Here is a 23,786-nt window from a genome sequence, read left to right on the forward strand (position 1 = left end):
AATTGTTAATTATTTATCATTATAAATTTGAATATAATGTTTATAATGTTAACAAAAATTATAAGGAGAAAAGCTTATGAAAGATCTCAATAAGATGTTTAAACCTGAGTCCGTGGCTGTTATTGGTGCCTCCAATACGCCAGGAAAAGTTGGATACATCATTGTCGATAATCTTATCAATGATGGATTCGAAGGCGAAATATATCCAGTTAACCCAAAAGGTGGAGAGATTTTAGGTAAAAAAGCATATACAAACATAACTGAAATCCCAGGAGATGTTGATTTAGCAATTATAACAATCCCTTCCCCATTTGTAAACCCTGCTGTTAAGGAATGTGGAGAAAAAGGCGTTGAAAATATGGTTGTCATCACTGCAGGATTTAAAGAAGTTGGCGGTGAAGGAGCTAAATTAGAAGCTGAATTGACAGCACTTGGTGAAGAATATGGAATAAACATTATTGGACCTAACAGTTTAGGAATAACCGATTCACACACTCCATTAAACGGATCATTTTCACAAATGATGCCACCAAAAGGAAATATTGCATTCATTTCCCAAAGTGGAGCTATGATGGTAGCTATTATCGATTGGAGTGTAACTTCAGGAATTGGATTCAGTAAAGTAATTAGTTTAGGTAACAAAGCAGGAGTAACAGAAATCGAATTATTACAATACTTAGCAGAAGATGATGAAACAAACGTAATAATTTGTTACTTAGAATCTATTTCAGATGATGAAGACTTTGTAAGAACAATGAGAGAAACAGCTGCTAAAAAACCAATAATTATACTTAAATCTGGTTCAAGTAGTGCAGGAGCAGAAGCTGCATCTTCACATACCGGAGCATTAGCAGGAAGTGACTTGGCATTTGATACTGCATTCCATCAATCCGGAATCATGCGTGTAGAAACCATGGCAGAATTATTTGATTTAGGTTTAGCATTTTCCAAAGCACCCCTTCCAAAAGGAGATAATGTAGCAATTATTACAAATGCTGGAGGTGGAGGTGTACTCACCGTAGATGCAATGGAAAAAGCAGGTTTACAACTTGTTCAATTCGATGAAGAAACAACTGCAAAATTAAAAGAATGTGTAACTGAAGAAGGAAGTGCTAAAAACCCTATTGATGTATTGGGTGATGCTCCAGTAAGCAGATACAAAGAATCTTTAGAACTTGTTTTAGGTTATGAAGATGTAGACAGTTTAATCATTATGGTATGTCCTACAGCATCAGCAGACCCAGACGGAATCGCACAAGCAATTCTTGAAGAAAGAAAAGAATTTGACAAACCAATTATTGTTGTAAATATGGGAGGGCCATCTTTTGAAGCAGCTAATGAAGCTTTAAGAGAAAATGGAGTGCCAACTTATGTATTCCCAGAAACTGCAGTAACTGCACTTGAAGCAATGACAAGATATGCTAAATTAGAAGACAGAGAATATGATGATGTCGTTGAAAAAGTGGATGATGTCGATAAAGATGCCGTAAAAGCAATATTTGACAAAGTAAAAGCTGATGGAAGAGACACATTATTGGGTAGTGAAGCATATGCCGTAGCCGAAGCTTATGGAATTTCAGCAGCACCTATCAAATTATCAACATCTGCTGATGAAGCAGCAAGCTTAGCAGAAGAAATGGAATTCCCTGTTGTGCTTAAAATAGCATCAGATAAAATTTTACATAAATCAGATATCGGTGGTGTAAAAGTTGGAATCAGCAGTGCTGAAGAAGCAAAAGCAACCTATGAAGAAATCATTGCAAACGCTAAAAAAGCACATCCAGACATAATTCCAGACGGAGTAGAAGTGCAAAAAATGATGGACTCCGGTGAAGAAGTTATTGTAGGTATGATTAGAGACAAACAATTTGGTCCTATGATTGCATTCGGTATGGGTGGAATCTATGTAAACCTTATTGAAGATGTTTCATTCAACCTCGCAAAAGGAATGAGTTCACAAGAAATTGATGAACAAATTGCTTCAACAAAAGTATCCAAATTGCTTGAAGGATACAGAGGAGAAGCTCCTTGTGATGTTGAAGAAGTTAAAGAAGCTATTAAAAGAGTAGCTAGATTAACTTTAGACTTCCCAGAAATATCAGAGTTAGACATTAACCCAATCTTCGTCTACGAAGAAGGTTCAAGCGCACTCGATATTAAAATCAAATTATAATTTCTCTTTGAGAAATTACTCTTTTTCTTTTTATTTTTAAATCACTGTGATAATATGCAAGGTGAAATTGATTTAGAACTTTACACCATTTCCATAATCCGATTGAATAATGCTTTAGAAAAAATGGAAAATTCCCAATTTAGTCATGAAACAAAAGAAATGTTTAAGGAAAGTTGCAATAATTTTAAGGAATTATACACAGATATTATTAATGATTTAAACAACGAAGATACACAGTTTAATGAATATTACTTATTTTTTCAAAACGGTAAACAGATGTTTCCACAATATATAAAAACTCTCAAATCCATAGACAATATTGAAATTGAAGACGAGATAAACTCTTTAATTAATGTTTTTATGAATTTAAATAAAATAGCTGATGCATTTCCAAGCCAAAAAGAAATGATACAATGAATTTTAAATTAGAAAAAATAGGAATTAACACAGAAGAAAGATATGAATGCATTTATACAACAATTGATGAAAATGGAAACAAAAACTCCGCTGCTATCGGTTTGAAGTATTTTGGCAAGGACAATATTGGATGCAGAATATTTGAAGGATCAAAAACATTAGAGAATATTCAAAAGACCAAAAGATATGTAGCAAATATTACTCAAGACCCATTAATTTTTACCAGATCAACTATTGGTAAACTTCCGGATGAATATTATACCGATGACAAAGACATCGCCATTTTAAAAGATGCGGGATCATATATTATTGTTAATGTGGTTGATATTGAAGAACAAAAACCTGAAAATACACCAATGGACAATAATCAAAGCATATTTTTAATTAAAGGAAAAATTGAAGATATAACAATCAATGATGAAAGTATAAAAGCATTTAATAGAGGTTTATATGGAGTTATTGAATGTTTAGTTAATTTTTCAAGATATCAAATCGTTGATGATGAAAAAAGAGCAGAATACATGGAAAGAGTTACTGAAAACAATAGAATAATTCAAAGAATTGGAAATTCAAAAACAAAAGAAGCAATGCAAATAATAAAAAAAGAATACGAAAAAAATTAAAAAAAAGCATAGTTTAAATAACTATGCTGTCCAGTACAATTTATCTTGAGGAACAGTATTGTTTAAAATACCTATTTCCACTTCAAGTTTTTGGAATGCATCTACATCTGATTTAAATGAATCATCAATACCTGAAATGAATGGGAAACTTTGTAATGAAAGAGCTTCCAAATCTGCATCTGAAACAATATCTTTAGGTAAGAGTTTTACAACTGCAGAAGAGTTTCCTGATTTGATATTGCTGTTAATGAATTTAGTTGCATTTTCATGAATTGCAATAATATCTTTAGTTTCATTTTCATGGTTTTTAATGAAATCATCAGATGCGACTACCACACAACATGGGTGGTTTGGCAATATTCCTGAAGAGTTTTCTAAAACAACATTGTTAGTATCATTAGCTGCGATACTTACATAAGGTTGGAAAGTAATAATACCATCAATCTGTTTGGTTTTTAAAGCATCATTCATTGAAGGAACTTTCATAGCAGAAATGTTTAAATCTTTAGTAGTTAATCCATTTTGTTTTAAGTAATATGAAAGTAAAACATATTGAATTGAAGCCTCACCAGGGGTCGCAATTGATTTACCTTTTAAATCCGCTGCTGAAGTAATACCTGAATCTTTGGTTACAACAATTCCACTACCTTCAGTTTGAGCAGATGAAATAACTTTTACAGGCACACCTTTTGCAACAGATGACAATACAGGAGCAATACCTACATATCCAACATCAACTTCACCACTAGCCATAGCGGTCATTAAGTCTCCACCATTATTGAACTGAACAAGTTCAGTACTGATATTTTTTTTCGCATATAAACCTTGTTGGTCAGCTACAAATAATGCAGCATCATGGTCAGAAGGCAAATAGCCTATTTTTACAGTGTTGTCTCCTCCACCTAAAAAGTCAAGGAAACCAGCACTAGCCGCACCCATTACTAAAAATGCTGCAAGTGCTAACACTAAAACAAATGTAATCTTTTTATTCATTTATAATCACCATTAATTAATTAACTTAATTACAATACTTAATTTAAAATAGTTGGTATAAATAAATTGCTTTTTTAAATAATTTAACAATTGTTATATTATTCCAAATAATTTAAATTAATTATAAGTATTATAAAAATCATTTACCCATCAATGCAATATTAACATATTTTTTTAATGGATTACTATACAAATCAATATTTTCTAAATTTTTTACACTGATTTTCTTATTATCCATTGATAAATTCAGATGTGTATTAATATATCCATTATCTTTAATCAATTTCAACAATTTTTTTCCATATGTTAAATTTGGATTTAAAATTCTTTTTAGCATTATATTCAAAGTATCGAACTCATAAATATTTAAAACATCACACATTTCAAACATTTCATTTATTAATTCATAGGCCCATTTTTTAATTGTAATCTCAGTGCCGTCTTTTAATAACCTCATAGATACATCATAAGCCCTTTCAGCAACATTTTCTTCATTTATTTTAGCTTCTCTTTGCCAGAACTTATAATCAGATTCATCTTTAATAAGCATGTAAATTAAAAATAGATGTAAAAACTTCATGTCCCTCTTGACAAGACCACATTTATAAAATGGATTGATATCCAACGTTCTTATTTCAATATACTCAATTCCATCATTATTTAATGAATTTAACAAATTTTTAGGGTCTTTTGGTTTCAATCTTATCTGAGTGTACAATTCTTTAGCTTCAGATAAATCTCCATCCTCTATGAATTTATTTATATCATCTACAAATTCACTGACTGAATTATAAGAAGGATATAATTCCTTTAAATTCTTATATCCACAGGATGCATTTCTAAATGAAGGTCCTTTTGTGGAATAATAACTTCCAAAATCATCTTGAGCATCCATCAAATGAATACAATCATGAGAAAATGATTTATGAGACCCTATTGAACAGCCGGTTAAATAGATTATCAGCCAGCAATATCTTAAATAATTTCTAGCAATTTTCAAATAGACATTGTCCTTAAACTCCTTAAAGGACATCTTATCATTTTCAAATGAGTATAATTTCTTCAGGAATTCCTCTGAAAATGAAAAGTTAAAATGAACCCCTGAAATCATCTGCTTTTTAACACCATATTTCTTTGCCAGATCTTCACGATATTTTTGAGAATCAATACCATCATCAGAGTACTGGGCTATTGGAATTTGATCCCAGTATGGCAAAATACATGGAATTGACTGAAACCAAAGATATTCATCATCAGGAAGAGATGCATTGACCAAATCAGACAATAATGAAAATGTATCAAAAGCCTCATCAACTGTTGGAAAAGTAGGAGTTATAATTTCAATTTGGCTTTCTGAAAAATCTGTAGTTATCAGAGGATTTGTCAGTTTATCACCAAAAATTGCCGGATGAGGAGATAAAGAAAGCTTGCCATCATCCTTAGCTCTTAAACTTTCCCATTCAATACCAAAAGAACCCTCCAAGATTTCATCTGAAGATAACCTAGACAAATTTTTTAATTCCATTTAAATCAACTCCAATTTAAATAATTTTATTCAAATTTCCATAATCTCGAATAATTTTTTCCAAATTGATTCCTTTACGGATTAATTTTCTGATTTCACTTCCAGGGTTTGTATGTTTTTTAATACGAACATATAATGGATTTAAAAATAATTCTTCACCAATTCCTCTTTCTTTAAGGCCTTGTGAAGCTAAATCTACAATATCCTTTGACAATTTACACAAATCTTGTTTATTGATAAATGCAGGAATATCATCATGAACCAAAAGCTTTCTGAGCTCACCTGCAGTATAACCGTTATGATAAAGTACATCATCATTATCAATTATCTGCTCCAATTCATCAAGTTTGTCTTTCAGACCTAAATGAAAAGCAGCTACACACATTGAATCCCTAATAGGTTGAGTGCATACACTTCGAAATTCAACTGTTCCCCTAAAAGTCAAATTAATAAATTTAAATGGCCTAACATATTTTATATCATTTATAGATGGCCTAATATCAATTTCTCTATAGTTTCCATTACAGTATATTTCACCACGAACATATTCTCTTTGGAAATAATCCAGAATATTCATTGAAGGAAAATTAATATATGCACCATCACGCATTACACAATAAATATTTAAAGATTCCAAATAAGACTGTAATTCTGAAATGTCCTTGAAATCAACATCGTACATACCAATATTATGAGGATTTACTCCATGAGTAGAATATTCCCAAAGAGCATCTCTAAAGCAATTTATGTCATTATCTTCACCAAATAAAACAGAGTTGGAAAATAATAATGCCTTAATTGGTTCTATTTTTGAAAATACATTAATTGTCTGAATCAAATCATCCTTATGGACATCCAACTGTACCTGTGAAGCGGATGAAAACATTCCATATTCAGGGTATTTATGAAAATGAATCGGCACATCTGAATAATTGTCAAATGATTTCAGATGATGGTAAAGCATCAGATATCTTTCAGAAGGAATAGGCTGATTCAAATTATATTGCCTATAGGGATTTATGCCCATTCCAGTTAAAGTATGACCATATTTTTCAAATGATTCCTTTACATGGGAATAATACTCACAAAAACGGTCATTGATAGTGAATAGATCTTTTTCTTTGCCCATTGCAAATTCAATATTATTATATGAACAGTCATAACACATTATATCCTCAGTTTTAGGGTTTTTTAAAGAAAAAATATTGTCATCGTAATCAATTCCGTCTTCTTTAAAGTCTGAAAATTGATTTCTAAAATCATCAGTAACCTTATGAACAACATTGAAATCTACTGCTTTTTTATCCAAGTTGACAATCGGAATTTCAATTTCTATACCTATGAAATTCTTTTTTTGATTAGTTGGTTTTATAAATTCCTCATACAGTTTATTTCGGATAATTTCTTTATCAATCATTTTCCCACCTAACTGAATGTTTTAAAAATTCTTCCATAGCTTTTTCATGCTCTTCTGTGAATATGAACTCATTATCATGTTCATCACTTTCAAATACAATTTCCCCATCAATCAAACCGAATAATTTATTTAATTCAACAACTTTCCAGTTTTCATCATCATCAAGAGGTGTTGAAGCGATTAAAAATCCATCTTCATTTTTTAGGTAAAATAATGTATCTTTCATATTGGAATGAATATAAGTTAAATCACCATCATATATCATCAAATTAAGTTTATTGTTCTTTGACAAGTCTTCTATAATATTGGACAATAAATTAAATCTCTCTTTAATAGTGGATGGAGCATTTTTAGACTTTTCAAATTGATTAATGTGATCAATTATATAAAGTAATATTCGCTCAGAATCAGTGTCCCCATTTTCCTTATCTTTATATTTATCAAGTTCGGGATAGTCAAAAATGGTTCCATTATGAATTAACATCCAAGAACGATTATTATCATCGGCTTCAATGAATGGATGGCAATTGGGAGATATAATTTCACCAACCGTAGCTAACCTGATATGAGCGAATACATTTTTTCCAACAACAGGATTGGACAATATATTCTTTAAGTGCTGACTGCATGTTGCTTTTATAGGTTCTTTATTTATAACAAATTCATCAGATTGCATTGTAGCTAATCCCCATCCGTGCGGATGTTCTTCAGAGTGATTATAAAAACATTCAAGACATTTATTTATTTGTTTTGGCGTATTTGAATTAAAACAAAAAATTTCACACATTCATTATCCTCCCATTGTTAGTTATCACAATTGTTATATTGCAATAACACTTGTTATATAATTTATAGTATTTAAAGATATTGTTAAAAAAAATAGACAACACAGTTAAATAATCATTTAAAAAAAAAATAAGTAACTATAAAAAAGTAGGATTTGAACAAATGACAGCTGAAAAAATTACACAATGTATGAAACCCCACGGAAAAGAAGGAATTCAAACAATCAAAGAAATGAATGAAAATCACAAAAACATTTCTGAATTTGCTTTTAATTGCATTACAGTTAATGATAATGATAAAATACTTGATATTGGCTGTGGAGGTGGTGTAAACATTGAAAAATTCCTCCGGTTAACAGACAATGATGTTGACGGACTGGATTACTCAGAAGTTTCAGTAAGAGAGGCAATCAAAAGAAATCAACATGCAGTCGACAACAAACTTTGCAGAATAATTCAAGCGGATGTTAGCGATATGCCAATAGATGATGAAACATATGATTTGGCAACGGCATTTGAAACCATCTACTTTTGGCCGAACATCAAAAATACATTTAAAGAGGTTTCAAGAATTATCAAACCAAAAGGCAAATTCATGATTGCCCAAGGAACTGACGGCAATCATCCAGATGATGAAAAATGGTTAAGTACCGTCGAAGGAATGAAAGTGTATACCTCACAAGAATTAGAAAAATATCTACTTGATGCAGGTTTCAATAGTGTTAATAGCTTTAAAAAAGAAAATGATTATATTTTAGTAGTTATTGCACAAAAATAATTAACCTATGGGGTTCATCCCCCATAAATTATTTGAACCAACTTAATTTCATCACCATCATTGATTATACTTTCTTCGATTGTCAATTCCCCATTCTGTTTTGCAACAATTGTCTGAGCTGAGAGCCCAAGATCAACCAACAAATCGTTTATTGTGTAATTTTCATCCAAGTGCCTTATTTCATCAATATCCTTAAATTTTAATTTAAATTTCATTTTATTACTTCCATCATTATAATTAACAATTGTTATATAAATTTATCATCATTTAAAGTTTTCCATTTAACCAAAAAGAATTGAAAAAATATTTAAACCATTCAACATTTCAAAACATTTATATACTTAATTATACAATTTGTATTTAGGAAAAAAAATAACTATTGTTATATTTAGTAAAGTTTTTCCTAGCTCGGGTAAAATGTTGCAGGTTATGCTGCCAACAAATTAAAACAATGAAAACTCCCATGAATTGTTTTAATCTCCAAAAATAAAATATTAAATAAAATATAGAAATAAAAATGAGTTAAAAAAATACACTCCTTAAAACATGAATTGAAAATTCATGCTAAGAGCACCTTATGGTGCTCTTAACTATCAAATATGGGATAAAAATGAACTTAGAAGATAAAATCAATATTGTAAAAGATATTTTAAAAGATAAAAAAGTGGCTATTGGTTTTTCAGGCGGTGCCGATTCAACTTTAATAGCATATTTATCTTCAAAAGTTGCAAAAGACACACTAGCAATAACTATCGACAATCATTTATTACCTAGAGATTTTGTTGAAAATACAAAAAAAGTAACTGACAAATTTGGAATAAAACACGAAATTATCGATATCAATTTCTATAATGATGAAAAATTCTTGTCAAATGATTCATGCAGATGTTATTCATGTCGAAATTTAATGTATTCCAAAATCGAAGAGCATGCACATGAAAGAGGTTTTGATTTTATCTGTGATGGAAACAACATCAGTGATTTGGTTATTGATAGGCCAGGAATACTTATCACCTATAAAAAAGAATTTGAAACACCATTTATCAAAGCTAAATTAACTTCCAAAGAGATTCATGAATATCTTAATAGAAACAATATTTCATATTCAAAATCTACAACATGCCTTGCTACCAGAATTCCAGTTAATACCAGAACAACAAAAGAAAAAATCGATAGGATTAGCTATTGCGAAAACTTTATTTTGGCAAACACAAATTGTGAAATTGTTAAAGTAAGGGATTTTGAAAATTATTGTATATGTGAAGTTGATAACATAGATGAAATTTTAGGAAATGATAAATTTAAACAAATCAACGATGAATTAAAAAAACAAGGATATGAAAAAGTTGCATTAAATTTATCGGAAATTGATGATAATGAATTTATCAGTATTGACTACCACAATAAGTCCTTCGAATATCAACTTCCATTCACGATAAATTTAGAAAATACAAAAAAACAGTTTGATAATACATTCCTTGAAAACACTAATGAAAGAATAGATCTTGAGAAGATAACTATTTATTCAGACGGATTAATTAAAGGACATGATTTAAAAACTTACGAAATTGCACTAGATACATTTATGGAAATACTGCCAAAATTAAGAAGAAATATTTAGGTGAAAAAATGCCAACAAGATACATAGGTGATGGATATTGGGAAATAGCTTCCCGCCAAATGAGTATTGTGACAAGAAGTGAACAGGAAAGATTCAAAGATGCTAAAATCACAGTCATAGGATGTGGTGGAATTGGTGGAGAAACCATTGAAATGTTAGCCCGTATGGGAATTGGAGAACTTGTTTTAGTTGATAAAGATGCCTTTGACCTATCAAATTTAAATAGACAAACATTAGCATCAATAGCTGATTTAGGTTTAGATAAAAGTTCAGTTGCAGCTGAAAAGGTTAGACTAATTAATCCTTACGTTAAAGTCACTACATTCAACGAACACATTGACCAAAACAATATTGAAAAAGTAATTGAAGACTCAGACATTGTGATTGATGCTTTAGATAATGTCCTGACAAGAGTTATTGTGTCTAGAAAATCCCGTGAAAAAGGAATTCCATACATCCATGGTGCAATTCATGGAACTATGGGTCAGATTACAGTTTTCTTGCCTAATAGTGACAAGACATATGAAGAAATGTTTAATCTCCCATCAATTGGAAAAGATTTGAATGATGATACAATCAATTCCCTAAAAAATGTTACTTCAGGAGTTCCGCCAGTCATTGGACCAACACCAAATTTGATTGGTTGTCTTGAAGCATTTGAAGCATATAAAATAATAACCGGAGTAGGTAAAGTTACCGTAGCTCCAAAAATTTTAACTTTTGATTTGTTAGATTTAGGTTCATTTTCTTTAGATGAACTTTAATTTTTCTTATTTTTTTAAATTTACACGATTTGGTGAGGTATATACAGTAAATCTATTGCCACGAACAAAACCAACCATAGTGATGTTACCGGCACGAGCCACATCAATTCCTGATGAAGCAGGTGCTGCATTTGATATGATAATCGGAATACCAACCCTAATCACTTTTATTAACATGTCCGCAGGCATTCTTCCACTATAAGAAATGTAACTTTTAGAAAAATCATAACCTGCCTTTGAAGCAGCTCCTATTACCTTATCCACTGCAACATGACGACTAACGTCTTCGCGAATTATTATTTTATCTTTATATTTCAATTGAGCAACATGAACTCCTGCAGTTTTTTGCCATATTTTTGCTTCATCAGTCAAATGTTTAATATCTTTAATAATTTGAGTAGCATCAATTGATAAATCAGAGGTATTTGGCTCAATTGTTTTCATTTCAGACCGTATTCCCCCAGCATTGTCTGAGTTTACACCCTGATATTCAAGCAATCGACATACACAAGCATGTTCACAGTTTCCTTTTCTCTCCTGAACTATCCCCTCCTGTTCCAAATCTTCTTCAGGATTATGAGAAAGTTTTGTTGAAACCAACACATTTGTTCCATCAAGACTTATTGATTCAATATCAGAATAGTCTTTAATTAAACCTTCACCAAGACAATATCCAATGGCAAAATCCTCCAAATCTTTAGGATAAGTTGAAAACTTACGCGGAGGCAAATAATCAATAAATAAATATGTATATTCATCATCCACACTGTTTTCTTTAATGGTTTTGTATTCCCCATCCTTCCATTGAATTACATCAGTTTGTCTTAAAAAATCCATAATATCGACCCCCAATATACATATTAACAATTGTTATATTTAAAATTATATTATTAACTAAAAAAATACATTAGAAATTATTCAAAAAAATTATTTAAAACAGATATGAAATCATTTAAAAATTTCTTTCTTGTTTTTTCATCAATTTCTAAAATAGACAAATAAGGATTTAAATCTTCTAATTCAACCAATAACAATTCACCATCTTGAGTTCTACAAGCATCAACACGTTGAATTCCATTTTCAATATTATTCCACCGGATAAATTTATAAGCAAATTCTTCATCATCATGTGTGAAATCATATTTTTTAAGATCCCAACGTCTTTTTTTATTTGGAGCATATAATGCATATTCCAATGTATCATTCAAAAAATAAAAAGAAACTTCGTAGCTAAAATCAATCGCAGGTTGAATTAGCATATCATCCAAATCACGATTCAAAAGTTCTTCTTTAGTTAAAAATTCAAGACCTATTGAATCAGCCCCATCCTTGGGTTTGACAACATAGTTATCGCAATTGCCCAACACATCCAAATGTTCAATAGAATCTATCGTAGGAATAACTGGAAAGTTATCTGAAGTTAAATCAATAAGGTATTGTTTACCACACATATCCGCTTTACCATTAAACTCGTTAAACGTTTTAATCCTATTTGATTTAACTCTATCAATAAATGAGTTATAATCCTGTCTAAATTCACTAACAGGACCAGTATTTCTAAAAATTACTAAATCCACATCTTCTTCAAAACTTTTAGAATTTTTTGGATTGCACAACACCAAATCAAAGTGGTTTTTTAACTTATCAGTGATGAATAAATCTTCTTTGAAGTAATCCCTACCTTTAGCATCATAATACAAATCAGTCAAATATAAAATCTTTTTCATAATGTAATTCCAAAAAAATATATGATTAAATATTGTATACTCTAATATTTAAATCATTTATTTGATTCAATTAAACAAATACTTTGTTTTTTCCAATAACAATTATTACAAGTCTTACATTCAGATTTACCATGGCCTTCTTGTTTCCATTGGCTTAAAAATGAAGAATCTTTAACAAACGGCCTTTGCATAGATACAAACTCAATATTTGAATCATTGATTAAATTATTTATACGGCCCATATCAGAAAATCCACCTCCTAAAACTACTGGAATATCAACTTCATCAGATACACTACTTGCAAAATCAACAAGCATATCCTGATTAGACTGACCTTTACGGAAGTATTGGGGTGATAGAAATTTAGTAATCTGCAGACTATCCGCACCATTTTCAGCCAAAATTCTGCAAATTTCTAAAGAGTCCTTTTCATCATGATATAAATTAACTTTACAATGAATATGCAAATCAGTCATATTCTTAATTAATTTAATAATTTCTAAAACCATTCTCACACGATTATATGTACTACCTCCATAATCATCATCACGAGTATTTTCAAAAGGATTCATAATCCTAGACAAATAGAAATTATTACCAATACATAATTCGACACCATCGAATCCGGCAAAAGCAATTTTTTTGGCAGCCATAACATAATCAGCCTGAATGGTTCTTATGTCTTCAACGGTTAAATCATTGACTTCCATCATCTGTTTTCCATTGACATTGCAGTTGACAAAACCTATCTGAGCAAATATTGGAACATTATAATAATGAACAGTGTCAACAACTTCCTTAAATTCTTTGATAAAAAAAGGATGATTAATAGAATAAGTATAATCGCTAAATCTATCATGGGAATACATAGAAATCAATTCAGTGATGATTACACCAACATTGTTTTTTGCTAATGATTCATACCGGTCAATAATTTCCCGAGTCAAATTTTTTTGAGAATCAAACTGTGATTCCCATAATCCAGTTCGGACAATGCGACTTGGAACTGTAAATTTACCAAATTTAATTTCATCAAATATATCTTTCATAGTTACATATTGTTAAAAAGAATATAAAAAGAAGAAAGTAACTCAAAAATTACCTAAACTATTCAAAAACATCAGCCACCTTTTTAAGCTCTTTAGATATTTTTAAATGCTGTGGACAAGTTTGCTCACATTCACCACAATCTATGCACTCAGAAGCTTTAGCATATTCAAAAGAAAGTTTATCATACTCATTAAAATAGTCTAAATTTAATTTATCTGATTTTTTATTTAAATTATATAAATCAAAATACTGGGAAATAGGTATTGAGTTAGGACAATGATTTTTACAATAATCACAAGTGGTGCATTGAATCTCACCACGATTCTGCATCAAATCTCTTGCATTATTAATAATTTTTAATTCAAAATCAGTTAACTTGTTGAAATTTTTAATGAAATTCATATTTTCATTTACTTCATCAAGAGTGCTCATTCCACTTAAAATCATTTCAACATTGTCTAAATTTAAAACAAAGGATAATGCCCATAAAGCTGGTGAAATATCACTATGGCCATTGAATAATTTTTTCACATCATTATTAACATTAGCTAACTGCCCTCCTTTAATAGGACCCATGACAAACACCGGCTTATTATGCTTACAGACAACATCATAACATTCCTTGGATTGTACATAAGAGTTATTCCAATCTTTATAGTTAATCTGCAAAAGCACGAATTCAATTTCAGGATGTTGGGTTAAGATTTTGTCTAAAACTTCAGGAGTATCATGCAAACTCAAACCAAGTTTTTTAATTTTTCCCTGTCTTTTAAAATCCTTCATTACATTGAAAATATCCAATTCCTTGCACAGACCTTCGTAATACCTGTCTTCAGGGTCATGTGCTAAATAATAATCAAAATAATCAACACCGCAACGTTCCAATTGTTCCTGAAAAATTTCATAAGGGTCATCAGTTCTTTTCATAGTGTAAACCGGCATTTTATCAGATATTATAATTTGGCCTCGAGGATATCTTTCAACGACACATTTTTTAATAGTCAATTCACTTTTTTCACCCAAATACTGATATGCTGTGTCGAAAAAATTTCCTCCAGCCTGAATATAAGCATCAACCATCTCATTAGTCTTTTCCAAATCAATTTCGCCATTTTTATAGGGCAATCTCATGAAACCAAATCCAAATCGTTTAATGTCCTCCTGCACAGCAACACCTCATTTAAAATTAAAACAATTCCTTTTCTGCCAAATACTTTCCAGTTAAACTTTCATCACAATTGATTATTTCCTCCAGTGCACCACTAGCCAATATATCTCCACCATAATAATCATCATCAATTCCAATATCAATAATATAGTCTGCATTAGCTATTAAATCCAAATCATGTTCAATGACAATGACAGTAGCTCCTTTATCAATTAAGTGGTCAAACACATCAATCAACACTTTCACATCCAACGGATGAAGACCGATTGTCGGCTCATCAAAAATGAATATTGAATTTTTTTGAGACCTTCCAATTTCAGAAGCCAACTTGAGTCTTTGGGCCTCACCTCCTGACAAACTTGGAGTGGCTTCACCTAAAGTAAGATAACCTAAGCCTAAATCAGATAATTTTTGCAATTTATTAGTTACTTTTTTAAGTTCAAATAATTCTTCTAAAGCTTCATCAACTGTCAAACCCATTACATCTGCAATTGATAGACCATTGTATATGATTTCATCAACCTTTTTATCATATCTTAAACCATCACAATCAGGACAGGTTATCTCAACGTCCGGCAGAAATTGCACATCCATCGATACACTGCCCGTGCCGTTGCATGTTTCACACCTTAACTTTCCAGTATTATATGAAAAATCAGCCATCTTATATTCATCTGTTAATTTAGCAAATTCCCGTCTCAATTCATCCAAAACTTTAGAATAAGTTGCAACAGTACTCCTTACGTTTTTTCCAATAGGAACACTGTCAATTAAATCAATCTTTTTAATATCATCACATTCAATGTCCATTACCTCATTAGGTATTTTTTCATCATTAATGGCTGCCTTAACAGCAGGATACAAAGCTTCCAAAAGTAAAGTTGTTTTTCCACTTCCAGAAACCCCACTAACAACAGTTAATTTTCCTTTTGGGATATTAACATCCATTTCTTTAACATTATGAATGTCATTGGTTTTGATGTTGATAAATCCGTTTTCAAAAATATCCCCTGATTTATCCCTAATGATAATTTTTTCAGTATTTGTTAAAAATGGAGCGATTTGCGAATTATCATTTTCCTTAATCTCGGCAAGAGTGCCTTTAGCTATTATATTTCCTCCGTCAGCTCCAGCCTGAGGACCCATTTCAATCATGTAATCCGCAATAGACAGTATTTTTGTATCATGGTCAACCAAAATAATTGAATTTCCATCATCCACCAATCGCCTTATCACACTTATCAATCCATTGACATTGTCCGGATGAAGCCCAATTGACGGTTCATCCAAAACATACAATACACCGGTAGTATGGTTTCTTAATGTCTTTGCAAGTTGAACCCTCTGCAATTCACCAGTAGACAAAGTATTTGAAGGCCGATCAAGTGAAATATAGCTTAAACCTAAATCAAGCAAAATATTTGCATTGTCCATGAACTCTTCTGCAATTGATTCCGCCATCCCATTCATTTCATCAGGTAAATTACTTATAACTTCAGGAATCCATAAAACTAACTCTTTAAGATTCATTTGGCAGGCCTCAGAAAGAGGGATTCCTCCAAAAAGAGTTGTATTTGCTTGGGCATTTAACCTGGTGCCTCCACAGTCGCTACACACTTTTGTTGTTAAAAACTTATTAATTTTTGTTAAACCTTTTTCTGTTTTAGCATTTTTAAGAGCTTCTTCAATAGCTTTATGCGCATTTCTATATTCCGCATTCAATTCAAATAGCTTACCATTTTTTGAAGGAATATTAATGTATTTTTTAACTGCAGGTCCATTGTAAACAATGTCTTTTTCCTCATCAGTCAACTCACTAAATGGAACATCCAACCTGACACCCAATTCCCCAGCAACATGATACATCCAGGAAATACCAAATTGATTCCATGCATCAACTGCCCCCTCTTCAAGAGTTTTAGTTTCATCAGAGACTAATTTTGTATCATCAACATCACGAATATAACCAGTTCCACTACAAGTTGGACATGCACCATCAGAGTTGAATGCATATTCTTCAGCACCCAATCCCCAAAATTCTTCACCACATTCAGAGCATTTTATTGGAATTTCACGAGCCACATTTAACGTAGGTTCCTGCAAATGCCCATTTGGACAAGTATAATTACCACATCTTGAATATAATAACCTAAGAGAATTTAAAAGTTCCGTCGATGTTCCAAATGTTGATCTGATATTTGGAATATTAGGCCTTTGGTGAAGTGCCAGCGCTGCCGGAACATACTGAATCAAATCAACCTGTGCCTTTTGAGTCTGTGAAATTCTACGTCGAGTATAAGTTGAAAGAGCATCCAAATATCTTCGTGACCCTTCAGAATACAAAACACCTAAAGCTAGTGAGGATTTTCCACTTCCGGAAACTCCACTAATCGCCACAATTTTTCCAAGAGGAATATCAACATCAACATTTTTTAAATTGTGAACCTTAGCTCCTCTAATAATTATCATATCTTGATACATGAGTAAATATATTAAATAAACTGTAATATAATTATTCCTAACCTGAAAGTTAAAAAAAAAAAATAGAAAAAATTAAAGGATTAAAATTATAACACTAAATCCTTCCCTTTATTGAAAGCGTCCTGTTTTTCTAGAGGAAAAACTGTTTCATGTCTTTCATACTTTTCTTCAGCATTAAAAAACCAAGGCCAATCTGTTTTACTGTAATCCTTAATTTGAAGAGTATTTCCACTTACAAGAACTTCAGTAGGACCTACAAAGTTAGTTAAAGTCATTTTATAATTTTGAATCAATTCACTGTAAAAATCATCTGGAGCATTACTGGTCATGATAAGTAATACTGGAATCGGATTTTCATTACAGCACGGAACTTCAGCATTATAAGTTAAGTTTTGAAAAATCAGCCTCTCATAAAGTGCTCTAAATGATGCAGTCATTTCTGACAGATAATTTGGAGAACCAATAATCAATCCATCCGCTTCACGAATATCATCCAATACCTCTTTTAAAGCATCACGACGAATACACTGCCCCTTATATTTCTCTTTTTTACATCCAAAACATGAAATGCAACCAGTGTATTTTTCTAAACGATACAAATTAAATTTTTTAACATCCGCTCCCTGAGACTGTGCACCTTTAATAGCTTCATCAATCAATGTATCTGTATTCCAACCTTTTCTAGGTCCTGCATTTACCGCAATTATTCTTTTACTCATATTTAACTACCTCCACAACAAATTGTTGCAATATATTCAGTATACTTATCCACTTCAATTCCAGGATTATCAATGACAAAAGTTCCATCGCAAACAGCTAAAAAATGACAAATCGCAATCCCCAAATCAATTTTCTGCACATCCCAACTAACACCTGATTTGTAACCTTCAGCATGTTTTACATAGAAATGATAATTATTACCTTCTTTTACAATTCGCCAAGGTTGCCTATTTGCTGCTGATGGTGCCCAGCGAACCGCTTCAAGATATTCAATTGCAGATTTCATCGGATTTGAAAAATTATCCTCATAGAATAACTCAGATGAAGGCAATCTTTCATCACCGCAAACCATTTCCCTCAATTTCAAATCGACTTCATACTGTGTTTTTGAAGGATAACCCAATGGAGATACAATCATCATAAATTCATTTTTTTGTCTTGGCAACCTCTTCAAAATGTTGTCTATTTAAAGTTCCCCCAATCCAAGTGGTTCCAATTCCTAAAGACCATGCATACAATACCATTTTTTCAAAAGAATATCCGAAGGCCTCTTCACAATGTTCTACATTTGGGACCTTTGCAGCAATGTAAATATTTTCCTCTTCAATGACCGGACTTGAAAGGTCATGTTTTTTTTGCATCTAATAGTATAAATTCAACTGGAACATCATAAGGATTTTCAATAGTTTCAATGTATGAGCAAAGCTTGTTTAACTCTGATTCTGGAATTTCTGTACCGTCAAAAGTTCTAACACTTTTTCTAGTTTTTATAATTTTCATCATATCCATTATTTCACCAATTTTACAATTAACTAAATATGTGGATAATTAATATTAAATTGATATTTATTATTAAAATAGTTAATGAAAAATATTCATTAAGCCCACAACAAATTAAATTTAAATTCAATTAAATGAATTTTTAAAAAATTGCAAAAAAAATAGTTTGAGAAATCTTTCTAAAAAAATAATGTTAAAAAAATAGTGAAAAAAAGAATTATAACAATTCTTTTCTTAAATCAATTGTGTCTTTTAAATCAGGCCCAGTTGAAATAATAGTTACCGGTACACCGGTTTCAGTTTGAATGTCTTCAATAAAAGCTTTAGTATCAGCGGACAAATCATCATAGTTCTGAACACGTGCACAATCAAATAATCTATCAACACAAGTTAAAGCAATTTGAGTAGCACCGTTAATTCTACAGGACTCTTTAGCAAGCTCCATATCGAAGTAACCAATTCTTCTACGTCTTCCGGTTACAACACCATATTCTTCAAGTCCTTTGCTTTCTGCCTCTTCCTGAGTCATTTCAGTTGGGAACGGACCTTCACCAACACGGGAAATATAAGCTTTGAATACATCAATGACTTCATCAACTTTAGTTGGTCCCACACCCACATCAGCCGCAAATGTTGATGCAGTAGTGTCTTTACTGGTTACAAAAGGATATGACCCATAATAAAGTGAAAGGGCAAAACCTTGAGACCCTTCAATAAATATATCTTCACCATTATCAATAGCTTCATTACAAGCTAAAGAAACATCAGTAATATACTCTTCAAGTTCAGGGATGTCACGAGCTAAATCAATTGTTCTCATCACACGGTCAGAATTTGCCGGACCGCAACCGGAACCAGTACTTCCAATTTTTTTAGCCAAATGTTCAGAAGATTTATCTCTTGACATATGGTCATCAGTAATTATTGCACATCTTGGATCCACACACATCCTTTCTTTTACATTATACTTTTTCAAGTCTTCAAATTCTTTGAACAATACATCAGGATTTACTAAAACTCCAGCTCCAATCATGAGTTTAGCATCAGTATGTACAAAACCTGACGGGGTTAATCTTAAACCATATTTTTCTCCATTAAATTCAACAGAATGCCCAGCATTTGGCCCAACTCCTGCACGAGCAATAATATCCGGTTTATCTGTGTCACAAAGGTAAGTAATGCATTTTCCTTTACCTTCATCACCCCATGCACCACCAACTAAAATACTACAAGTCATTTAATAACTCCTTAATAATTATATCTAAAAATTAGAAAATTTTTATTCCACATATATTTTATTTTTAATTATTAAAAAACTTTTGCACATTATTTATAAATAGTATATAAATTAAAAATATATATCATATTAATTTCAAACTTAGGGTAATTCGCATGCATATCGAAAGACAATACAGAGAATTAGAAAAAATAGAGGAAATTCGAATTTATAATGTTAATACATCCGAATTTTATCAAGAAGCCCCACAAGTGATGGAACCTGATAAAGTCCGATTCAGCAATATTATGAAACATGTTCCAGCAGATATTGATGTTTTTTTACCTGTTGATGAAGGGGAAGATTTCATCATAGAACGAATTGGATGGAATTTACTGGAAAGAGCGAATGTTAAATTAGATAAAGTTGAATATAGGCTTTTAAGCCAATGCTCCCCATTTTTTTATGACATCCTTAGAGACGACTTAAAGGAAGTTTATACAACCGGAAACACCAAATCTTTAAGAATATTCTATTATATCAGCGATAAAATTCAAACATTAGCTAATGTTCACATTATTAAAGATGATGAAGAAATATATTTAATTTCTGACTTTAAAGAAAATAAATTTGAACCAGATATTAGCATTGAGGAACAAAAAGAGCAAGACAATGAAAATAAAGCAAATTTAATAGAATACTTCTCACAAACTGGAAGTTATTATAAAACAAGAGGAGAATTTGTTTGGACACCCGGAATCTATAACATCATAAATCGTTCTAAAGAACCAAGAGATGCATTTTATAATATTATTTTTGATTTGGTAATACCTGAAGACAAGCCTTTAGTTGAAGAACTACTTGAAACAATGAGCCCTGAAACAGATTCCTACGAAAATATTATCAGAATATCCACACCAGGAGGACATATAAAATATTTAGACACATATCTTTACTCAAAATTCGATGAAAACGGCGAAGAAATAAGCCATTATGGATTATTTAAGGACATTAGTGTAGATTCCCATAAACATATAACCAGACCTGTCGATTTCATGTTAAATGGTTTTAACCACCATTCAAAATTATCCCTGCTGGTGGAACCGTTAAGTAAACGATATGAATTCAGCGAAGGTTTTTATAAAATTATTGAAATCCCTAAAACTGATTATGTTCACAGCCAATCAATACTTGATAACATAGTCGAAGAGGATATTAAGGAAGAACTAATAAAACTAATTAATGGTGAAATTGAAGAAGTAAACAAAATATTAACCTACAATGTCAATGGAAATGAAGAAAATCAAAAAATATGTGAATTATTCATTGAAAGATTTAATTACGGTAATAAAACACACAGTATCGGATTTTTAACAGACATCACTATTGCACGCCAAAAACAAAAAGAACTAATTGAATCAAATGCAACAAAAAATATTTTAATTAAAGAAGTCCACCATAGAGTAAAAAATAACTTGCAGGTGTTGAATAGTTTCTTGAATTTGGAACGAAGAGCATACGGAAATAACCCTGATGCAATTTTAGATAATATGCAAGCACGTTTATCATCTCTTGCACTGCTTCATGAAAAAACATATAACACTTCTGACTTTATCAATATTAATTTAAAGGATTATATCCTCGATCAGGATTCCACACTGCAGAATTTATTTACTGCAAAAGACATTCACTTTAAATCAGATATCAATGAGAATATCCATTTATCTATGGAAATTATCACACCTTTACTTTTGGTCATTGATGAATTAACAATGAATGCAATCAAACATGCATTCCCTGATGAAAATCAAAAAGATAAAACAATTTTCAAGAAGATAGATTATATCGATGAAAATATTTGCGAATTAATCTTAAAAGACAACGGAGTTGGAATTGAAAGTCCTGAAAAATTAATTAACCATAATTTGGGTTGGGAAATCATAATGAGTTTGACACGACAAATCAACGGAAAAATAGAAGTTTTAAACTTAGATAATGGAACAGGATTTAAATTAACATTTCCAAAAAATTTTGAACATAAAATTAATTAGAGGGATTAAATGAGAATACATAAAGAATATAGGCGATTGGAAGATATAGAAGAAGTGAATATTTATGATGTTCACGAAAAAGAATTCTACAGAGATGCGCCAAAAGAATTTGAAATGGAACATATACCATTCCAACAAGTAATGGAAAATATCAAAACTGATATAAATATTTTTTTACCTTATAAAGATGGACAAGATTTTATTATACATGGATTAGGCAATAGTGCTCTTAAAAGAGGAAATATAACTCAATCAGATGTTGAAGGGAGATTATTAAGTAAAGCTTCACCGATGTTTTATAAATTATTATATGAAGCATTATTTGAAGTTTATAAAACTCATGAAACAAAGCACATGAGATTTTTATACCATCATAAAGAAAAATTGGCAAGACTTACCAACATTAAAGTCATTTATGAACTGGGAAGAGTTTTTATTGTTTCCGACCATATTGATACTAGTGCAAGTACCTTGTATATTCCTGAAGATGAAGCACGTGATGAGGATAAAGCAAATTTAATAGAATATTTTGCACAAACCGGTAGTTACTACAAAATCAATGGAAAATATTCTTGGACACAAGGTATCTACAATATCATTAACCGTCCAAGAGATGAATACGATGAATATTACAACATTATTTTCGACTTGGCAATACCTGAAGACAAACCATTGACTGAAAAAATAATTAAAATTATGGATTCAGGAACATCCCATTATGAATCAGTAATAAGAATAAGAACTCATGATGGAACATTGAAATATATTGAAATGAACCTTTACTCCAAATTTGATGACAATGGAAACTTAGTCAGCCGTTATGGTTTAATAAAAGATGTTACTACCTATTCCCACAATAAGATAACAAGACCTGTTGATTTCTTGTTGAGCGGATTTAAGAACAGTAAAAAACTAGCATTACTCATTGAACCATTAAATATAAAACAATATGAATTTTCACAAGGTTTCTACAATCTTATTGAAGAAGATCCTGAAGAATACAATCATTCACGTGCAGTTATTCAAAATATCGTTGAAGAAGATGTAATAAATAATATCCTCCAATTGGCAGACGGACAAATTAATGAACTTGAAGAAACATTCACATATAATGTGAAAGGAAATGAAAACCACCAAAAAATTTGTGAAATATATATTGAGAGATTCCAATTTGGTTCTGAATCACATAGTATAGGGTTTTTAACTGATGTAACTGAAGAAAGAACTAAACAGTTGGAATTAATGGAAGCTAACGAACATCAAAAAGTATTGATTAAAGAAGTACATCACAGAGTTAAAAATAACTTACAAGTGCTCAATAGTTTCTTAAATCTTGAAAAAAGAGCATACAGAGATAAACCAAACATAATCATTGACCATATGCAATCCAGATTATCATCTCTTGCAATACTTCATGAAAAAACATATAATACAACTGATTTCAAGAATATCAATTTAAAAGAATATATTGAAGACCAAGATGGCCAAAAGAAAAAG

General features: G+C 31.0%; 23 protein-coding genes. 8 read left to right on the forward strand and 15 right to left on the reverse strand.

Going from position 1 to position 23,786, the window contains the following annotated elements:
• The first annotated feature begins 76 nt into the window (after positions 1 to 76).
• From acs to Q0P94_RS07910, 3 genes are read left to right on the forward strand one after another with little or no spacing between them, the layout of a single operon-like run.
• Positions 77 to 2,173 carry an acetate--CoA ligase alpha subunit gene (gene acs, locus Q0P94_RS07900; RefSeq protein WP_295115422.1) on the forward strand — a complete coding sequence of 699 codons (2,097 nt, stop codon included), beginning with the start codon at positions 77 to 79 and terminating at the stop codon, positions 2,171 to 2,173.
• A gap of 54 nt (positions 2,174 to 2,227) precedes the next feature.
• Entirely contained in the window at positions 2,228 to 2,590 is a 363-nt protein-coding gene (locus Q0P94_RS07905) for a hypothetical protein (protein WP_295115424.1), read from the forward strand.
• Positions 2,587 to 3,213, forward strand: a complete 627-nt coding sequence (locus Q0P94_RS07910; protein WP_295115426.1) for a DUF447 domain-containing protein — start codon at positions 2,587 to 2,589, stop codon at positions 3,211 to 3,213. Before Q0P94_RS07905 ends, Q0P94_RS07910 begins: the two co-directional genes overlap by 4 nt.
• 21 nt (positions 3,214 to 3,234) lie before the next feature.
• Here the strand turns inward: Q0P94_RS07910 and Q0P94_RS07915 are convergent, their stop codons facing one another.
• The 4 genes from Q0P94_RS07915 to Q0P94_RS07930 all read right to left on the reverse strand — a co-directional run bounded on the left by Q0P94_RS07915 (position 3,235) and on the right by Q0P94_RS07930 (position 7,935).
• Positions 3,235 to 4,206 (reverse strand): ABC transporter substrate-binding protein, encoded by a 972-nt coding sequence (locus Q0P94_RS07915; RefSeq protein WP_295115427.1) that lies wholly within the window; start codon positions 4,204 to 4,206, stop codon positions 3,235 to 3,237.
• A gap of 139 nt (positions 4,207 to 4,345) precedes the next feature.
• A complete protein-coding gene (locus Q0P94_RS07920; protein ID WP_295115429.1) occupies positions 4,346 to 5,731 on the reverse strand; it encodes a glutamate--cysteine ligase in 1,386 nt (461 codons plus the stop codon).
• Between the two features lie 16 nt (positions 5,732 to 5,747).
• Positions 5,748 to 7,148 carry a hypothetical protein gene (locus Q0P94_RS07925; RefSeq protein ID WP_295115431.1) on the reverse strand — a complete coding sequence of 467 codons (1,401 nt, stop codon included), beginning with the start codon at positions 7,146 to 7,148 and terminating at the stop codon, positions 5,748 to 5,750.
• Positions 7,141 to 7,935 (reverse strand): class II glutamine amidotransferase, encoded by a 795-nt coding sequence (locus tag Q0P94_RS07930; RefSeq protein WP_295115432.1) that lies wholly within the window; start codon positions 7,933 to 7,935, stop codon positions 7,141 to 7,143. Before Q0P94_RS07930 ends, Q0P94_RS07925 begins: the two co-directional genes overlap by 8 nt.
• A 161-nt stretch (positions 7,936 to 8,096) precedes the next feature.
• On the opposite strand from Q0P94_RS07930, the gene Q0P94_RS07935 reads away from it, so the two are divergent.
• Positions 8,097 to 8,711 carry a class I SAM-dependent methyltransferase gene (locus Q0P94_RS07935; protein ID WP_295115434.1) on the forward strand — a complete coding sequence of 205 codons (615 nt, stop codon included), beginning with the start codon at positions 8,097 to 8,099 and terminating at the stop codon, positions 8,709 to 8,711.
• Between the two features lie 14 nt (positions 8,712 to 8,725).
• On the opposite strand, the gene Q0P94_RS07940 is transcribed toward Q0P94_RS07935, so the two are convergent.
• Entirely contained in the window at positions 8,726 to 8,926 is a 201-nt protein-coding gene (locus Q0P94_RS07940; RefSeq protein WP_295115436.1) for a MoaD/ThiS family protein, read from the reverse strand.
• Between the two features lie 395 nt (positions 8,927 to 9,321).
• On the opposite strand from Q0P94_RS07940, the gene Q0P94_RS07945 reads away from it, so the two are divergent.
• Positions 9,322 to 10,332 (forward strand): 7-cyano-7-deazaguanine synthase, encoded by a 1,011-nt coding sequence (locus tag Q0P94_RS07945; RefSeq protein WP_295115438.1) that lies wholly within the window; start codon positions 9,322 to 9,324, stop codon positions 10,330 to 10,332.
• An 8-nt stretch (positions 10,333 to 10,340) separates the two neighbouring features.
• Positions 10,341 to 11,096 (forward strand): HesA/MoeB/ThiF family protein, encoded by a 756-nt coding sequence (locus tag Q0P94_RS07950; RefSeq protein ID WP_295115440.1) that lies wholly within the window; start codon positions 10,341 to 10,343, stop codon positions 11,094 to 11,096.
• Positions 11,097 to 11,102: 6 nt separating this feature from the next.
• On the opposite strand, the gene fdhD is transcribed toward Q0P94_RS07950, so the two are convergent.
• The 10 genes from fdhD to Q0P94_RS08000 all read right to left on the reverse strand — a co-directional run bounded on the left by fdhD (position 11,103) and on the right by Q0P94_RS08000 (position 20,259).
• Positions 11,103 to 11,933, reverse strand: coding sequence for a formate dehydrogenase accessory sulfurtransferase FdhD (gene fdhD / locus Q0P94_RS07955; protein ID WP_295115442.1), 831 nt, complete (start codon positions 11,931 to 11,933; stop codon positions 11,103 to 11,105).
• Positions 11,934 to 12,010: 77 nt separating this feature from the next.
• The gene (locus tag Q0P94_RS07960) at positions 12,011 to 12,823 is read right to left on the reverse strand and encodes a hypothetical protein (RefSeq protein WP_295115444.1); all 813 of its coding nucleotides are present in this window, start codon (positions 12,821 to 12,823) and stop codon (positions 12,011 to 12,013) included.
• Between the two features lie 53 nt (positions 12,824 to 12,876).
• Complete coding sequence (locus Q0P94_RS07965; RefSeq protein WP_295115446.1) at positions 12,877 to 13,872, reverse strand: NADH-dependent flavin oxidoreductase; 996 nt, start codon at positions 13,870 to 13,872, stop codon at positions 12,877 to 12,879.
• A gap of 58 nt (positions 13,873 to 13,930) precedes the next feature.
• On the reverse strand, positions 13,931 to 15,040 hold the full coding sequence (locus Q0P94_RS07970; RefSeq protein WP_295115448.1) for an aldo/keto reductase: 1,110 nt from the start codon (positions 15,038 to 15,040) through the stop codon (positions 13,931 to 13,933).
• A gap of 19 nt (positions 15,041 to 15,059) precedes the next feature.
• Positions 15,060 to 17,522 carry an ATP-binding cassette domain-containing protein gene (locus Q0P94_RS07975; RefSeq protein ID WP_295115450.1) on the reverse strand — a complete coding sequence of 821 codons (2,463 nt, stop codon included), beginning with the start codon at positions 17,520 to 17,522 and terminating at the stop codon, positions 15,060 to 15,062.
• An 86-nt stretch (positions 17,523 to 17,608) separates the two neighbouring features.
• Positions 17,609 to 18,241, reverse strand: coding sequence for a flavodoxin family protein (locus Q0P94_RS07980; RefSeq protein ID WP_295115451.1), 633 nt, complete (start codon positions 18,239 to 18,241; stop codon positions 17,609 to 17,611).
• 2 nt (positions 18,242 to 18,243) lie between these two features.
• A complete protein-coding gene (locus Q0P94_RS07985) occupies positions 18,244 to 18,663 on the reverse strand; it encodes a nitroreductase family protein (RefSeq protein ID WP_295115452.1) in 420 nt (139 codons plus the stop codon).
• Between the two features lie 4 nt (positions 18,664 to 18,667).
• Entirely contained in the window at positions 18,668 to 18,883 is a 216-nt protein-coding gene (locus tag Q0P94_RS07990) for a nitroreductase family protein (protein ID WP_295115454.1), read from the reverse strand.
• Positions 18,867 to 19,031 carry a nitroreductase family protein gene (locus Q0P94_RS07995; RefSeq protein WP_295115455.1) on the reverse strand — a complete coding sequence of 55 codons (165 nt, stop codon included), beginning with the start codon at positions 19,029 to 19,031 and terminating at the stop codon, positions 18,867 to 18,869. The genes Q0P94_RS07990 and Q0P94_RS07995 overlap by 17 nt, the downstream gene beginning before the upstream one ends.
• Before the next feature lie 208 nt (positions 19,032 to 19,239).
• Positions 19,240 to 20,259, reverse strand: a complete 1,020-nt coding sequence (locus tag Q0P94_RS08000; protein ID WP_295115456.1) for an adenylosuccinate synthetase — start codon at positions 20,257 to 20,259, stop codon at positions 19,240 to 19,242.
• A gap of 155 nt (positions 20,260 to 20,414) precedes the next feature.
• Here Q0P94_RS08000 and Q0P94_RS08005 point away from each other — a divergent pair, with 155 nt between their 5' ends.
• Together Q0P94_RS08005 and Q0P94_RS08010 are read left to right on the forward strand one after the other, a co-directional pair.
• Positions 20,415 to 22,289 carry a histidine kinase dimerization/phosphoacceptor domain -containing protein gene (locus Q0P94_RS08005; protein WP_295115458.1) on the forward strand — a complete coding sequence of 625 codons (1,875 nt, stop codon included), beginning with the start codon at positions 20,415 to 20,417 and terminating at the stop codon, positions 22,287 to 22,289.
• A gap of 9 nt (positions 22,290 to 22,298) precedes the next feature.
• On the forward strand, positions 22,299 to 23,786 hold a 1,488-nt coding region (locus Q0P94_RS08010), incomplete at its 3' end, for a histidine kinase dimerization/phosphoacceptor domain -containing protein (RefSeq protein WP_295115459.1).

Origin of the sequence: uncultured Methanobrevibacter sp., assembly GCF_946184425.1 — an archaeon.
Classification (GTDB): domain Archaea; phylum Methanobacteriota; class Methanobacteria; order Methanobacteriales; family Methanobacteriaceae; genus Methanocatella.